The sequence below is a fragment of the Hymenobacter properus genome, assembly GCF_015694735.1.
GTDB lineage: Bacteria > Bacteroidota > Bacteroidia > Cytophagales > Hymenobacteraceae > Hymenobacter > Hymenobacter properus.
The window spans coordinates 113,627-129,005 of the sequence record NZ_JADQDP010000005.1; the positions used below are offsets into that span (position 1 = coordinate 113,627).

The 15,379-nt window shown below is 61.6% G+C and carries 9 protein-coding genes and 3 tRNA genes; 6 read left to right on the forward strand and 6 right to left on the reverse strand.

Annotated features, from left to right (window positions below):
* Nucleotides 1-53: 53 nt before the first annotated feature.
* The 6 genes from I2I01_RS20185 to I2I01_RS20210 form a co-directional block, all read right to left on the reverse strand.
* The gene (locus I2I01_RS20185; RefSeq protein ID WP_196288331.1) at nt 54-1,994 is read right to left on the reverse strand and encodes a M28 family peptidase; all 1,941 of its coding nucleotides are present in this window, start codon (nt 1,992-1,994) and stop codon (nt 54-56) included.
* Nucleotides 1,995-2,444: 450 nt separating this feature from the next.
* Nucleotides 2,445-4,973 (reverse strand): TonB-dependent receptor domain-containing protein, encoded by a 2,529-nt coding sequence (locus I2I01_RS20190; RefSeq protein WP_196288332.1) that lies wholly within the window; start codon nt 4,971-4,973, stop codon nt 2,445-2,447.
* 459 nt (nt 4,974-5,432) lie between these two features.
* On the reverse strand, nt 5,433-6,881 hold the full coding sequence (locus I2I01_RS20195) for a toxin-antitoxin system YwqK family antitoxin (protein ID WP_196288333.1): 1,449 nt from the start codon (nt 6,879-6,881) through the stop codon (nt 5,433-5,435).
* A 245-nt stretch (nt 6,882-7,126) separates the two neighbouring features.
* Nucleotides 7,127-8,308 carry an acetyl-CoA C-acyltransferase gene (locus I2I01_RS20200; RefSeq protein ID WP_196288334.1) on the reverse strand — a complete coding sequence of 394 codons (1,182 nt, stop codon included), beginning with the start codon at nt 8,306-8,308 and terminating at the stop codon, nt 7,127-7,129.
* 139 nt (nt 8,309-8,447) lie between these two features.
* A complete protein-coding gene (locus tag I2I01_RS20205) occupies nt 8,448-9,458 on the reverse strand; it encodes a hypothetical protein (RefSeq protein WP_196288335.1) in 1,011 nt (336 codons plus the stop codon).
* Nucleotides 9,455-10,426 (reverse strand): VWA domain-containing protein, encoded by a 972-nt coding sequence (locus I2I01_RS20210; RefSeq protein WP_196288336.1) that lies wholly within the window; start codon nt 10,424-10,426, stop codon nt 9,455-9,457. Before I2I01_RS20210 ends, I2I01_RS20205 begins: the two co-directional genes overlap by 4 nt.
* A gap of 158 nt (nt 10,427-10,584) precedes the next feature.
* Between I2I01_RS20210 and I2I01_RS20215 the strand changes: the two genes are divergently transcribed.
* The 6 genes from I2I01_RS20215 (at nt 10,585) to I2I01_RS20240 (ending at nt 15,375) form a co-directional block, all read left to right on the forward strand.
* A tRNA-Ser gene (locus I2I01_RS20215) sits at nt 10,585-10,675 on the forward strand.
* 76 nt (nt 10,676-10,751) lie between these two features.
* Nucleotides 10,752-10,825 (forward strand) — tRNA-Pro (locus tag I2I01_RS20220).
* A gap of 22 nt (nt 10,826-10,847) precedes the next feature.
* Nucleotides 10,848-10,921 (forward strand) — tRNA-Arg (locus tag I2I01_RS20225).
* A 282-nt stretch (nt 10,922-11,203) separates the two neighbouring features.
* The gene (locus I2I01_RS20230; protein WP_196288337.1) at nt 11,204-12,637 is read left to right on the forward strand and encodes a T9SS type A sorting domain-containing protein; all 1,434 of its coding nucleotides are present in this window, start codon (nt 11,204-11,206) and stop codon (nt 12,635-12,637) included.
* 228 nt (nt 12,638-12,865) lie between these two features.
* Nucleotides 12,866-14,860 (forward strand): DNA topoisomerase (ATP-hydrolyzing) subunit B, encoded by a 1,995-nt coding sequence (gene gyrB, locus I2I01_RS20235; RefSeq protein WP_196288338.1) that lies wholly within the window; start codon nt 12,866-12,868, stop codon nt 14,858-14,860.
* 104 nt (nt 14,861-14,964) lie between these two features.
* Nucleotides 14,965-15,375, forward strand: a complete 411-nt coding sequence (locus I2I01_RS20240; protein ID WP_196288339.1) for a RidA family protein — start codon at nt 14,965-14,967, stop codon at nt 15,373-15,375.
* The last annotated feature ends 4 nt before the right edge of the window (nt 15,376-15,379 follow it).

Genomic DNA, 15,379 nt, shown 5'->3' on the forward strand with positions numbered 1-15,379 from the left:
GCCGCCGGACTTAACCGACGACGGGGCTTTCTGGCGGAAAGAAAGGCGCAAGGCTACTCTTTCTTAAACTCCAGCTCTGCGCCACCCTGCTTCATCTTGAAGGTGGGCTGGTCGGGCGAAAACTCCACGCGGAGCTGGGCCGGGTCGAACTTGAACACGCCCGGGCTCACGGCTTCGAGGGTGAAGGCGGGCTGGCCGGTGGCCTGGGCCTTGAGGGCGTTGCCCTCGTGGGTGAAGGTGATTTTGAGCGGAATTTGGGCGCTGGCATAGGTGCCGGCGTAGCGGTCGAGGTCGGCCGCGGCGGGGGTGAAGCCGGTGGAGATGAACTCAGGCTTCAGGGCCACGCGGGTGTCGCGCTGGGCCAGGGCCCAGGCCGTGTGGAAGACGAGCTGGTCGCGCCGGGCCATGGCCGGGAAATCGATGAGGTCGATGTCGTCGGTGGCCTTGTGGTACTGCGGGTGCAGGCCGCTGGTGTAGAAGATAATCGGGACGTTGTGCTTGGCGAAGTTGTAGTGGTCGGAGCGATAGTAAATCTGCTCGGGGTCGGCCGGGTCGTTGTATTTGTAATCGAGGGCCACGGGGTTGTACTGCTGGTTGGTGGCCTCACTCAGGGTGTTGAGCTCACTGCTGAGGCGGTCGGCACCCACCAAATACACGTAGTCGCCCTTGCCCATGTGCAGGCTATCCACGCGGCCCACCATGTCGATGTTGAGGTCGGTCACCGTCTTTTCGAGCGGGAACACAGGGTGGTCGGTGTAGTATTGCGAGCCCAGCAGCCCCTCTTCCTCGCCGGTATTGGCCAGGAACAGGATGCTGCGGCGCGGGCCGTGGCCGTCCTTTTTGGCCTGCGAAAAAGTGCGGGCCATGGCCAGCACGCTCACCGTGCCCGAGCCATCATCGTCGGCCCCGTTGAACACCACACCGTCCTTCACGCCGAGGTGGTCGTAATGGGCCGACACCACGAGAACTTCGTCCTTTTTGTCTGTGCCCTCGAGGTAGCCCAGCACGTTTTCGGTGGTGAAGGGCTCGGAGTTCAGCTTGGCCTGGACCGTGGCTGCGGCGGGCTTGAAGGGCGAGGCTACCGGCTTGCCGGCTTTGCCCACGCTCTGGCGGTATTTGTCGAGGCCGGCCGGGGTGGTGCCCAGCAGCTTGGCGCCCATCTCGGGCGACACCACGAAGATGTTGAACTGAAACTCCTTGTTTTTGGCGTCGTCAAACTCCAGCTCCTCGTGGCCCATCACCTGGTCGTAGGACTTTGGTGCAGCTGCATAAGCTGCGGCCGTCGGCATTACGATGATGAGGGAACGTGCGCCCAGCCCGAAAATGGACCGCCGTGCTCCCAACCCCGCCAGCGAAGACGGCGCAAACTGGCTGGGCTTGCCGTCGGGACCAATCAAGGACTTGCCTTGGGCATTCAGGGGCTCGCCGGCCAGCATAATCAGGTCCTTGCCCTTGTAGTCGGCAGCCGTCGCAAAATCGGAATACTTATCGTCCTTAATACCGTAGCCCACAAACACCGGATGCAGCGGCGCGGGCGTAGCAAATGCCTTCGTCAGGGCCGCGTAGAAGTCGCGCTTGCCCTCGAAGGTCTGGCCGCCCACCTTCACGGTGCTGGCGGGTAGGTCGAGGGTGGTGCGCTTCATAGTGAAGTGCTGCAGATAGGGGTTGTCGGAACCCGTCACGGGGCCGGTCAGGCCATCGGCCGCAAAGGCCTTGGCGATATAGTCGGCGGCCATTTTCTGGCCTTTCTTGCCGGTTTCGCGGCCCTCGTAGGCATCCGAGGCCAGCACGTCGAGGTCGGCCTTGAGGCCGGCGGGCGTGATGGTGTTGGCGTAGGTGACCGACCAATCGGTGGGTGCGGCGGCCGGCGCCGGGGCAGCGGTGGTTTCGGGGTTGCGCCCGGGCTTGGTCTTGATTTTCACCTTGCCCGATTGGGCCGAAGCGGTACCTGCGGCCAGTAGAAGCGCAACCGCCAGGGGGAGTTGTTTTGACATAGAATTCGGAAAGAATGGAAAAAAGGTGTGCAGAAAAGATGGAAGAAACAGGTGAATTTTGAGTTCAGCGGCGAAGCTACGCTTTCGGCTTCACTCAGGCCGGGGGCTGAAATTCGACGGATGATTCGCGGCACGGCTGCTGGCATTACAAGCATTCGGGCAGTCCTTATTTAGAACACCCGTTTCAGGCCCACCCGTAAAATGGCTTTTATGCTTCACTGCCTCTGCAGGACGTTCCGAGGTCATTTTGATAAAGCACAAACCCCGCCGCCGGACCGGGCCGACGACGGGGTTGCATTGCAGAAAAAAGGAGAGAAAAGTGGGGGTGGTATTCTATGTTCGTCAGCCGAGCGCGGCCGAGGCATCTCGCGTGCGGCAGTATTCAAGTCCGATAAACGAAGCGAGCGAGATGCCTCGGCTCCGCTCGGCATGACGGGCTTTGGAGGCTACTCAGCCACCGAAGCCGCCACCGCCCTGAGGCGCGGCCTCGATGCGGCCCGGCTTGGCCTTGCTGGCGCCGATGTACCAGGTGAAGCCCAGCCAGCCCACGCGGGTTTCGTCTTTGGCGTAGCGGGTGCTGGTGAGGTCGGCAGTGGCAATTTCGGTGCGGTAGGCGTTCATGTTGAAGAGGTCCGACACACGCAGGGTGAGGGCGGCGCGGTCCGAGAACAGGCGCTGGCGCAGGGCCAGGTCCACCTGGCCCCAGGCCAGCTGCCGGCCCTGGGCGGTGAGCGAGGCCGAGCGCACGTTGCCGCTCAGCTGCAGGTCGAGGGTGGGGCGGATGGTGAAGTTGTTGGTGAGGCGGGCGGTGCCCACCAGGGCCGTGCGGTTGTTGGCGATGCCGTTGCCGGCAATCTGGGCGCGGTAGAGGCTGGTGCTGGCGTTCAGGCGCCACCACTTGGCCAGGGGCTGGTTGAGGCTCAGCTCGGCGCCGAGGTTGGTGGTGGTGCCGAGGTTGCCGTAGGTTTCACCCATCACCAGGCCCGAGTTGCCGGCTAAGCGGGTGGCCGTGGTGTCCACGAAGCGCAGGCGCTGGATGCTGTTGGTGGTGATGCGGGCAAACACGGTGCTCGTGATGGTGGCCTGGCCCACGGTCAGTTGGTGGCCCAGCTCAATGTTGTTGCTGAACTCGGCCTGCAGGCGCGGGTTGCCGAGCCGGTAGCTGCGCGGGTCCTGGTAAATGGCCAGCGGGAGCTGCTGCATGAAGTTGGGGCGATTGAGGCGGCGGGCGTAGCTCAGCTGCAGGCGGTTCTGGCCGGGCTCCTTGCCAAAGTCGCGGCTGATGAGGGCCGAAGGGAAGAAGCTGAGGTAGTCCTGCTGCAGGCTGCCGCGCTGGGCAATGCCCACGCCACCTGCAATGCTGCCGCTCAGGTAGGTGTATTCGGTGCGCAGGCCGGCCTGGGCGTTCCACTTGTTGCCGAGGCTGTGTTGCGCCGTCACGTAGGCAGCCGGCACCAGCTGGTCGGAGGCGTAGGTGAGCGAACGGGCGGGGTCGTTCTCGAAGTCGTTGGGGCGGTTTTCGTTGGCTGCGAAGCCAAAGCTGTTGCTGCCGCGGTTGCCCTGGTGTTCGATTTTGGCACCCATTTCGAGGCGGCCCTTGCCGTCGGCCAGCGGGCGGGTGTAGTCCACTTGCCCGAACTGCACGTTGCCTATCAAGTCAAGCTGTTGGCGGGTGCCGGGCTGGGCAATGGTGCCCACCTCGGCGTATTGGCGCTGCACTACCGGCACCGTGGCGTCAATCACCACGCCGCCGAAGTTGGCCGTCAGCTCGCGGCCCTTGTGCTCGGCCCAGGTGCGGCGGTAGTTGCCGCCGTAGTTATACACTTTCACCTGCACGTCGAGGTCCTGCTGGCCGCGGGCGCGTTGCACGGGGCCGTTGTTGGTTTGCTGGGTCAGCTCCTGGCCTTCGCTCTCCAGGTTGCGCTCGGTGCCAATGCTGGCGTTCAGGCCCAGCGTCTGGCTTTTGGGCAGTTCCAGCTCCACGCCGGCCCGCAGCGAGTGGTTGCGGTGGCCTTCACTGCCGCCGGCCACCTGGGTGGTGCGCACGGTTTCGGTGCCGAGCAGGGCCGTCTGCTCCGAGTGGCCTTTGCTGGCGTAGGTCACGTCGCGGCCGTCGTAACCGCCGCTCCAAGTGGCTTTGCCCACTTTGCGGCTCAGGCTGATGTTGCCGCTATACTTGTCGTTGGTACCCAGGTTAACCGACGCGGTGCCGTTGGTGCCGGGGCGGGTTTCTTTCTTCGTAATCAGGTTGATAACCCCGCCGCCGCCGGCCGCGTCGTACTTGGCCGAGGGGTTGGTAATAACTTCCACCTGAGCAATGCGCGAGGCCGGAATCTGGTCGAGCCGCTGGCCGCCGCCCGAGCCGCCGTTGCTCACGCCGGCCGGCTTGCCGTCGATGAGGATGGTGACGTTGGAGGTGCCGCGCATCGAAACCGTGCCGTTCACGTCCACGCTCACCGAGGGCACGTTTTGCAGCACGTTGGCCGCTGTGCCGCCTACGCTGCTCAGGTCTTTTTCCACGTTAATCACGCGTTTGCCCAGCTCTTCTACCACGGCGGCCTTCTGGCCGGTCACCACCACTTCATTCAGCTTAGTTGCCTTAGCGGCCGCCATTTTCAAGCCCGGGAACTGCACGGCCGGGGCCGCTGCCGTGAGCGTGAAGCGGCGCCGCAACACTTGGTAGTTCAAGTCCTGCACCCGCAGCAAGTAGGCTCCCAACGGCAGTGCGCTGGCCTTAAAAGTGCCCTGCTCCGTTGTTTGGGCCACGGCCACAAACGTCGAGTCGGCGGCGCGCAACAGCAGCACGTCGGAAAAGGGCACGGCCTGGCCAGAAGCCGCTTCCACCAGACTGCCGCTCACGGCGCCGGGGCCACCGGTTTGGGCAGCCGCCGCCAGCGGCAGAGCTAGCGCAGCCACAGTCAGGCCGAGCAACACACGGCCAACGCGGGAATTCGAAGCGGGGGTGAGAAAGGTTTTCATGATGCAGAAAAGAGAAATGGGGAGGCGAAGGGGCTTGCTCAGGTCAGGCAGCGGCCGCGGTTCCGCTGCGGGGGAGAGAAGCTCAGACACCCGTTAGTCCCGGTGAGTGGGAGGTTACGGTTCGGTAGCGGGCCGTCTTTGGTACACGCTAACGGCAGCTACTTGGCGTTGTATGGAACAAATGTAAAGCAGGTACTTTGTAACGCAAGGTACTGTTTCAAATATTTTGTGTTAAGCTAAGCTTTTGAAATTGCTACCCACTGATAGACAGAAAGAAATTTTTACGACCGAACAGGCCTGCGTATTCTCTTGGGCAGAAGAGTGGCTGAGCGTAGTGCTTGCTCATTAGATGCAAGCACCGTAAGTGGGGTTGCCCCAAGACAAAAATTTTCCCGGTTGCCATAAAAAAAGCCCCGACCAATAGGCCGGGGCTTGTGCAAATCGAACAGGTTTCGCGGGCTACCGTCGCTTCACCGGCGCCTTGGGTTTCGGCTTGGGCTGGTGCACCGGGTCGGCCACCAGCACGCCATTGCGGTAAGTCACGGTGCGGTCCACAGTTTTGCCATCTTCCTTATAGTAGGTCCACACGCCGCTCTGCTTGCTGTTGCGGTAGAGTCCGTTTACGGCCAGCGTGCCATCCTCCCGGTACTCCTTGAAGGGGCCTTGAATCTGGCTGCGCACGTAAGTGGTTTCCTTGCGTACCTTGCCCGAGGGAAAGTACTCCTGCGCCACCCCGGCCATGAAACCGCTCAGGTAGGGCTGCCGGCTCTGCACCACGCCGTTCTCAAAGTAAGTGAGGCGCTCACCCACCAGCTTGCCCTGTGGGCCGTAGGTTTCCACCTTGCGGGGCGTCTTGCCGTCGGGGTAAAACTCGCGCCAGGTGCCGGCCGGGCGGCCGCTCTTGTATTGCTCTTCGGCCTGCTTCACTTGCCCGGCCACGTCGTGATAGCGCGTGATTTTGCGGTCCTTGCCGCCGTTGCCGTAGTCGGTTTCCTCGCGCAGATGGCCGTTTTCGAAGTATTCCTGGCCGTGGCCGGTAGGCACACCATTCTTATAAGTGAGCTTCGATTTCACCTGCCCGCTCTCGTAGTAGCTGGTGGCCGGCCCGTCGAGGTTGGCCGTGCCGCTCACCGGGGCGGCGCGCTTGGTCAGGTCGTCGCCCAATGGGTTTTTCACCGTGCGCTGGGCCAGTGGGGCAGGGGCGTAGGTACTCTCGGTCTGCAGCTTACCGCTTTGGTAGTAGCTGCGGTAGCGGCCGCGGCCATTCTTGTCGGCCAGCACTTCTACCTCAATCTGGCTGTTAGGGTAATACGTTTTGTACGGCCCCGACAACAAACCTTTTGTGAAACTGCCCTCGCTCTGCACCACCCCATTGGGGTAGTAAAATTTTACGGCGCCGTTGGGCTGCCCGTCGGTGTAAGTGATTTCGGCCTGCGTCTTGCCATCCGGATACAGCGCCTTGAGGGCGCCGTTGGGCTGGCCTTTCACCAGCGTGGTGCGCAGCTTCACCGAGCCGTCGGGGTGGTAGTAGGTGATTTCGCCATTCGGCTCATCGTTTTCGAAAAAGCCAGCCTGGGCCACGTGGCCGTCGTCATAATAGGTTTTGAAGGGCCCCTGCCGAATGCCGTCATGGTAGGTGGCCTCCAGCCGGCGCGTGCCGGTGGGGTGAAACTCCACGTAGGCCGAGTCGCGCTTGCCGCCGTTGAAGCTGGTTTGCTGCTCCAGCTTGCCGTTGCGGTAGAATCGTTTGTAGGTGCCCTGCGGCACGGTATCGGCCGCCACCAGCGCCGTGTACACTTCCCGCTTGTTTGTTTTCAGCGAATCGTAATACGAGATAAAACGGCGCAGCCGCTGTCCGTGCGACGGCAGTGCCAGCAACAAAAAGAAAAAAGGAACCAGGTATTTCATAGGCGCAAGAACGCAGGAAAAGCGTTTTCCGTGCAGTAGCCGGTTAGCACTTAAAATTCGGGCCAAAAAAGAAGCCCCACCAATTTGGCGAGGCTTCTTGAAATAAAAGAACGTCATGCTGAGCGCAGCCGAAGCATCTCGCATGTGGTAGTAATCAAAACCGTTGAATGATTGATTTACTACTGCACGCGAGATGCTTCGGCTGCGCTCAGCATGACGTTCTAATAGTCACAAGACATAGTGCTCTACAGCGCCTCCACCACAATGGCGCTGGCCCCGCCACCGCCGTTGCAGATGCCGGTCACGCCAATTTTGCCGCCTTCGTTTTTGAGCACATTCATCAGCGTGGTCACAATGCGTGCGCCCGAAGCGCCCAGCGGGTGGCCCAGGCTCACGGCACCGCCGTACTTGTTCACTTTGGTGCCTTCCAGGTTCAGCAGCTTGTTGTTGGCCAGGCTAACCACCGAGAAAGCCTCGTTGATTTCGTAGAAATCGACATCGGAGGCCGTCTTGCCGGCGTTTTTCAGCGCTTTCGGAATGGCCAGGGAGGGCGAGGTGGTGAACCACTCCGGCGCCTGTTCGGCATCGGCAAAGCCCAGGATGCGGCCAATAGGGGTGAGGCCCAGGGCCTCGGCCTTTTCGCGGCTCATCAGCAGCACAGCGGCCGCGCCGTCGTTCAGCGTGGAGGCGTTGGCGGCCGTCACGGTGCCTTCTTTGATGAAGGCCGGCTTGAGGCCGGGCACTTTCGCGAAGTCTACTTTCAGGTACTCCTCGTCGTCTTCGATAACAGTGGTTTTGCCACGGCTTTCGATGGTGACGGGCACAATTTCATCCTTCTTCTTGCCGGCCTTGGCAGCGGCGGCGCTGCGGGTGTAGCTTTCAATGGCAAAGGCGTCCTGCTCTTCGCGGGTGATGCCCATTTCCTTGGCCGTGTTTTCGGCCGCGTTGCCCATGGCGTAGTCGTTATAGGGGTCCCACAGGCCGTCCTTCATCAGGCCGTCAATCATCTGCCCGTGGCCGTACTTGGCGCCGAAACGGGCTTTGTCGAGGTAATAAGGCACGTTGCTCATGCTCTCCATGCCGCCGGCCAGAATCACATCGGCCTGCCCCAGCATGATGGCCTGGGCCGCAAACATGATGGCCTTCGAGCCCGAAGCGCACACCTTGTTCACGGTGGTGCACTCCACGGTGTCGGGCAAGCCGGCTTTCTTGGCCGCCTGCCGGGCAGGTGCCTGGCCCAAATTGGCCGAAATCACGTTGCCCATAATCACCTGCTCAACTTCCGATGGCGCCACGCCGGCCTTGTCCAGGGCACCTTTCAGCGCAATGGCGCCCAACTCGGTGGCCGACAACGACGCCAGCGCCCCGCCAAACGACCCAATGGGCGTGCGGACAGCGGAAATAATGACAACTTCTTTGGTTTGCATACCGATGTTAAATGAAGTGGGGTGGGAGGTTGAATCTGGCCGCAAAAGTACGGATTTACCGTCCCCCGGCGAGCAGTCAGCCTAACAGGCGTTAGCCGGTTTTAGTTACTGATATAAATGGCTTATTCCCAGCCCCGAATTACCAAGTCGGCTTATTCGGGTCGGGCCTCTGCGCCGCTGGGCGCGCCAACTGCTGCAGATATTGCTGTTCCTGCGCGCGCAGCGTTTCCAGCAGCTGGCGCGCCTGGGCAGGGCTCAGGTTCATGGCTTGCAGGCGTTCGCGCTGGGTCTGGAGCTGTACGTCGGCCGGCGTGGCCGCTTCCGTGCCGGGGCGGTTGCTGCGGCCATTGGGCAAAGGGGAGGAGGCGCCGGCGCTGCGGTCAAGGCCGCGCTGTTGGCCGGGCTCCTCGCCCGACGGCAGTGGTTGCTGGGCACCGTTGCCCAGCGTACGGCCGCCAGCGGCCGTGCTACCGGGGGCGGCGCTGGGTTGGCGCGGGTCGGGCTGGCCGGCCGGGTCGGGCCGGGCGTCGGGTGGGCCGGCGGGCGGCACCGGGCTGGGCTTCTGGTCATTCACTTCGCCTTGGCGGGCGGTGCCGGCTTTCTCGGCGGGTTGGTTCTGGGCTGCCCCGTCTTTTGCCGGCGCTGTCTTTTCGTCGGCTGCATTCTTTTCCTGGGGCGTGGGCGGGGTCGGAATCTTCGGCGCATTCGGCCGTTTGGCCAGGTACTCGCTCAGCACTTCGTAATCAAAGCGCGCTCCGGCGTTGTGCGGGTTCAGTATCAATGCTTGGCGCAACAGACTAATTGCCTGCGCCAGTTGGCCCTGTCGGGCTGCCTGCACCGCCAGTTGCTGCCGTGCCACGCTGCTCAAGGCTGCCGGTGAGCCCGTGAGCAGGCGCCCATACGTGGCCTGTGCGGGTGCCAGCAGGCCCGCGCGGGTTTGCGCGTGGGCCAGGTTCAGCAGCAGGCGCGGGTCGGGGTGGCGGGTTTTGGCGGCCAGCGCGTTTTCAAATGCATACACAGCCAGACCCGCTTCGCCCCGCCGGTAAGCAGCGGCGCCGGTAGCCACCGCTTCGTTGCGGTCGCGCACCCGGGTGAGCAGCTGCAAGCCGGGGCCACTCAACAGCAGCACAACCATCACCAAATACTTCATAGCCGAATGGTGGTTACAGTCAAAGCAACGTCCAGCGCCAGCAGCAGCAGGGCGGCCGCCAGCGAGTAGCGGTAGCGGTTGTCGGCCACACTCACGGTGCGCACCTGTTCGGCCAGGCCAGGCATGTTGCGCAGCAGGCGTAGCAGCGGGTCAAAGCCGTTCTGCTGGTCGTTCAGCTCCACATATTGCCCGCCCGTTTGGGCTGCGAGTTGCAACAGCGTCGCTTCCCGCAAGCGGCTCTCCACCACCTGGCCCTTGCCATCGCGCACAAATCCCCCGCCCGGTTTCGGAATGCGGGCGCCTTTGGCCGTGCCCACGCCCACGGTATAAATGCGGGCGCCGGTGCGGCCCAACTCCCGCAGCACCGGTTCCAGGTTTTCGCCGAAGTCCTCGCCGTCGCTTACCAGCACCAGGGCCGTGGCCCGCGGCGTGGCCGCCGGCGTGCTCAGGCGCTTCAGCACCAACTCCAGTGGCTCGCGCAGGGTGGTGGGGCCGGGGGGCAGCAAGCTGGTACGCAGCGTGCGGATGAACACCTGCACCGCCGCTTGGTCGTATGTGAGCGGGCATTGCACCGTGGCCTCGGCCCCGAACACTACTAAGCCCAGCCGGTCGGCCGGAAATTGGGCCACCAACTCCTCCAACTCATCTTGCGCCCGCAGCAGACGCGAGGGCGTCACGTCGGGCGCGTCCATCGAGCGCGATACGTCCACGAGCAGCCACACGTCTTTGCCGGCCGTGCGCACCGGCCGTTGGCTCACGCCCAGCGAGGGGCCCATAGCCGCTACCAGCAGGGCCACGCCGGCCGCCAGGCGCAGCGCCAGCTTCCAGCCGCGGTGCCGCGCGCGGCTGCCCAGCGCCCGCCCGGCCCGCCCCACTCGCACCCAGTGCCGCCCCAGCAACAACAAGGTCAGGGTCAGGACCACCGCCACGGCAAGAAAATCAGGATATGCCCAGGTTAGCAAGTACAAGGGTTAAATGTCAGAAAGGCAGCGCCGGCCCAAAGCAACAACACGAACCGGCTTTGGGCACGAAACAGGCCCAAAGATAATTTTTTTCGCAGGCGGCATGGCCATTTCAGTTCGGCTAGTATATTTGCACCCGCTTCGGACGGAAGCGACAACCAGCCGGAGAAGTGGGTGAGTGGCTGAAACCAGTAGTTTGCTAAACTGCCGTAGCTCTAAAGGTTACCGGGGGTTCGAATCCCCCCTTCTCCACCAATAATGTTGGGTTGCGAAAGCTTCCGCTTGGGGCTCCACCCAGTAGAATGCTTTCTAAGCCCAACATTATTTTTTTCGGGGTGTAGCGTAGCCCGGTATCGCGCCTGCTTTGGGAGCAGGAGGTCGTAGGTTCGAATCCTGCCACCCCGACATTTTTTCCCGCCCCGTTTTCGACCCCGTAGCTCAGCTGGATAGAGCAACTACCTTCTAAGTAGTCGGTCTTTGGTTCGAATCCAAACGGGGCCACATAAAAGCCCTTCCCTGCTTCAGGGGAGGGCTTTTGCATGCCGGGCCCTGAGGCCAACCCCATGTAACTATTCGCGCCGCCCGGCGGTATGCTGAATTGCTGGTTTGGTCGATAAAAGACGCGCTGTCGTCGCTTGCTGGAAGCGTTTTGGTGACAAAAACCGGCCATGGTCCTTATCTTGGCCCCCAAACCATGGTTAGAGTTGCCCGCCTAGCCTCTTAAACAAACTTCTTTTTAACCATTCCCCCTCAATAACCACCCCTTAAAAACTTTTTTCAACCATGAAAAAATTCTTACTTTTCCTGGGTTTGCTTGGTGCTGCCGGCACTACTTACGCCCAGACCACCGTCAACTTGGGTCCGTGGGTACAAGTAAATACGACTAACACGTCTTCGTTTTCTCCCGGCTACCGCGCCGTTCACTTGAGCACTGTTGCGCCGAACGTGGCGTGGGAAGTGGCCGAAGACCTCACCAACGGCGTAGCCAACTATTTCTTTGTAACCAATAACGCGGCTGGCACCGAATTCTATTTCGATGCCATTTCGGCTACGGGTGCCAACTCTGCCTACGAAACGGCAAACGTGTCCGGTGTATCGGCCACGACGGCCGTGGTAGCAAAGTACGGCGCGACCGGCGGGGGCGACATCCTGCGCACTACCAACGGGGGCCTGAGCTGGACCAAAACCACCAACACCGCCACCCAGTTTGTGGCGGCCAACGGCGGCTTCCTCGACTTCGTGCACATGTTTGATGCCAACGAAGGCGTGGCCGTGGGCGACCCCACCAATGGCTACTTCGAGATTCTGCGCACCACCAACGGCGGCGTTACCTGGACGCGCATTCCCCAGACTTCCTCCATCACGCCGTTTGCCGGCGAGGCAGCCCTGGTGCGCTCGTACTTTGCGCTGGGCAACACCATTTGGTTTGGCGGCGCCTCGGGTGCAGCTACCGACCAGGAGCGGGTTTATAAATCCACGGACCGCGGCGTGACCTGGACCGTAAGCGCGCCCACGCCCCTCACCGAAACCATCAGCAAGCTCGCTTTCAAGGACGCGCTGAACGGCATTGCCTACAACACCAAGGCGGCGGGCGGTGCCCTCACGGCCGTCAACGTAATCCGCACCAGCGACGGCGGCGCCACCTGGCAACCCATCACCCCGAACAATACCGCTAACGGTAGCTTCTTCTGGTACGACATCGACGCTGCCAACGGCCGTTACTACAGCGTGGGCCAGCGTTTCCCTTCCACCCAAACGTCGGCTGACTTTGGTTCTTCCTACAGCACCGATGGTGTGAACTGGACCAACCTGAACAGCAGCCAGGGTTTCTTTGCCATCGACGTAATTCCTTCCGGCACTAGCAACGCAACTGGCTACGCAGGCGCATCCACCGATGCCAACGGCGTGGGCGGCATTTACAAAGCCGCAACGCTGCTTGCCCAGCGCGACGCTGTTCTGCAAGGCTCCCTGAGCGTGTTCCCCAACCCCGGCGCCGCTGGCATCTTCAACGTGAACCTGGGCTCGACCCTGAAGGCTGGCGCTCAGCTCACGGTGGTTGACGCCATGGGCCGCGTGGTGAAGTCGCAAACGCTGAACGCCACGACCGTGGGCTCGAAGAACTTTACCATCGACCTGAGCGGTGAGAAAACCGGCGTCTACACCCTGCAGCTTCGCGGTGAAGGCGGCATTGCTACCCAAAAGCTGGTGATTAACTAATCCGGCTTTTTAGTTTGCTTAAAAAGGGCCTTTCCCAACCGGGAAAGGCCCTTTTTTTGTGCATTCCAGCGCTGGCTTTTGCACTTCTTTTTTAGGGCGTGGGAAATGAAAAAATCCGGGGACAAAAACCGCAAAAATTCCCGAAAATGGGATTAAATATGTACTTTTGAGTGTTCAGTAACTGGCAGCTTAATCGGCTGTTTTACGACCTGATTTAATCCCGCCCACATGAGCGAAACAACCGCAAAAACCCCGCAGCCGGAATACACCGCTGACAGCATTCAAGTACTCGAAGGACTGGAGGCCGTGCGCAAGCGGCCCAGCATGTACATCGGCGACACTGGTCTCAAAGGCCTGCACCACTTGGTGTGGGAGGTGGTCGACAACTCCATCGACGAAGCCCTGGCTGGCCACTGCGACCTGATTAACGTCACCATCAACGAAAACAACTCCATCACCGTGCGCGACAACGGTCGCGGCATCCCGGTTGATTTCCACGCCAAGGAAGGCCGCTCGGCCCTTGAGGTGGTGCTGACCGTGCTGCACGCCGGTGGCAAGTTCGACAAAGGCTCCTACAAAGTGTCGGGTGGCTTGCACGGCGTGGGCGTGAGCTGCGTGAACGCACTCAGCACCGACCTGAAGGTGACCGTGCGCCGCAAAGGCCACGTGTACCAGCAGGAATACAAGATTGGCTTCCCGCAGTACGACGTGAAGGAAATCGGCGACACCGACGAGCACGGCACCGAGGTGCAGTTCCTGCCGGACCCCACCATTTTCGCCGAAACCGAGTACCGCTACGACACCATTGCCGGCCGCCTGCGCGACCTGAGCTACCTGAACAAGGGCATCCGCATCACCCTCACCGACCGCCGCGAGAAAGTGGAAGGCGGCGAGTTCCGCTACGAGGAGTTTTACTCCGAAGGCGGCCTGCGCGACTTCGTGCAGTACCTCGACGGCAAGGAGCGGCCCTCGCTGCTGGCCGAGCCCATTTACGTGGAAAGCGAGAAAGGCGGCACGCCCGTGGAGGTGGCCCTGCAGTACAACACCTCGTACCAGGAAAACGTCTATTCCTACGTCAACAACATCAACACGCACGAGGGCGGCACCCACGTGGCGGGCTTCCGCTCGGCCGTGACGCGCGTGCTGAAAGGCTACGGCGACAAGAACAAGCACTTCGAGAAGGCCAAGGTGGAAATTACCGGTGACGACTTCCGCGAGGGCCTCACGGCCGTTATCTCAGTGAAAGTGGCCGAGCCGCAGTTTGAAGGCCAGACCAAAACCAAGCTGGGCAACTCCGAAGTGAGCGGCGCCGTGAACTCGGTGGTGGGCGAAATCCTGACCGAGTACCTGGACGAGAACCCCAACCAGGCCAACAAAATCATGGAGAAGGTGATTCTGGCCGCCAAGGCCCGCATCGCCGCCCGCAAGGCCAAGGACATGGTGCAGCGTAAGAACGTGCTGGGTTCGAACTCGCTGCCCGGCAAGCTGGCCGACTGCTCCGACTCGGACCCGGAAATCTGCGAGCTGTACCTGGTAGAAGGTGACTCGGCCGGCGGCACCGCCAAGCAGGGCCGCAACCGCGCGTTCCAAGCTATTCTGCCGTTGCGCGGCAAAATCCTGAACGTGGAGAAGGCCCAGGAGCACAAAATCCTGGAAAACGAGGAAATCAAGAACATGATTACCGCGTTGGGCGTCACGTTCAACGAGCGTAAGTCCTTGGCGTTTACCACCGACGAGGAAGGCACCGAAACCGGCCCGCTGAACTTCGACAAGCTGCGCTACCACAAGGTCATCATCATGACCGACGCCGACATCGACGGCTCGCACATTCGCACGCTGATTCTGACCTTCTTCTTCCGCTACATGCGCGAGTTGGTCGACCGCGGCTATATCTACATCGCCCTGCCGCCGCTCTACCTCGTGAAGCGCGGCAAGGAGGAGCGCTACTGCTGGACCGAGGAAGAACGTTCGCAGGCGCAGGAGGACCTCGGCCGCGGCAAGCCGGAAACGGTGAACGTGCAGCGCTACAAAGGCTTGGGCGAGATGAACGCCGAGCAGCTGTGGGAAACCACCATGCAGCCCGCTACCCGCTCGCTCAAGCAAGTGACGGTAGAATCGGCTGCCGAAGCTGACCACCTGTTCTCGATGCTGATGGGCGACGAGGTGGCCCCGCGCCGCGACTTCATCGAGCGCAACGCCAAGTACGCCAAGCTGGACGTCTAAAACCGCAGATTATGCGGATTTAACGGATTTCGCAGATTTCGTGAATGGGAAGAGGCAGTCGATTTCGGCTGCCTCTTTTTTTGTGGTTGGTTAACTTGATTCTTATGCGACAACTGATTTCCTCCGGCGCCCCTTGGGAGCCGATTGTAGGCTACTCCCGTGCCGTGCGCGTGGGCAACGTAGTGGAAGTAGCCGGCACCACGGCGCAGGACGGTGACGTGATAACGGGCGAAGGCGACGTATACGCTCAAACCAAACGGGCGCTGGAAAAAATAGGGGAGGCCCTGGCAGCGGCCGGGGCCTCATTTGCTGACGTGGTGCGGACGCGCATCTTCGTCACCGATATTTCGCAGTGGGAAGCCGTGGGGCGGGCGCATGGCGAAGTGTTCGGAGCAATTCGGCCGGCAGCTTCCATGCTGGAAGTAAAGGCGCTGATTGACTCACGGTTATTGGTTGAGATTGAGGCGACTGCTATCATCACCGGAGTGGGTAATGCTCCTTCCACCGGAAATTAGCATT

Excerpts from the sequence above, each read along its gene's own strand:
- I2I01_RS20240 (WP_196288339.1), top strand. The coding sequence starts at position 14,965 with ATGCGACAACTGATTTCCTCCGGCGCCCCTTGGGAGCCGATTGTAGGC.
- I2I01_RS20200 (WP_196288334.1), bottom strand. The coding sequence starts at position 8,308 with ATGCAAACCAAAGAAGTTGTCATTATTTCCGCTGTCCGCACGCCCATT.
- I2I01_RS20195 (WP_196288333.1), bottom strand. The coding sequence starts at position 6,881 with ATGAAATACCTGGTTCCTTTTTTCTTTTTGTTGCTGGCACTGCCGTCG.
- I2I01_RS20230 (WP_196288337.1), top strand. The coding sequence starts at position 11,204 with ATGAAAAAATTCTTACTTTTCCTGGGTTTGCTTGGTGCTGCCGGCACT.
- gyrB (WP_196288338.1), top strand. The coding sequence starts at position 12,866 with ATGAGCGAAACAACCGCAAAAACCCCGCAGCCGGAATACACCGCTGAC.
- I2I01_RS20190 (WP_196288332.1), bottom strand. The coding sequence starts at position 4,973 with ATGAAAACCTTTCTCACCCCCGCTTCGAATTCCCGCGTTGGCCGTGTG.
- I2I01_RS20205 (WP_196288335.1), bottom strand. The coding sequence starts at position 9,458 with ATGAAGTATTTGGTGATGGTTGTGCTGCTGTTGAGTGGCCCCGGCTTG.
- I2I01_RS20185 (WP_196288331.1), bottom strand. The coding sequence starts at position 1,994 with ATGTCAAAACAACTCCCCCTGGCGGTTGCGCTTCTACTGGCCGCAGGT.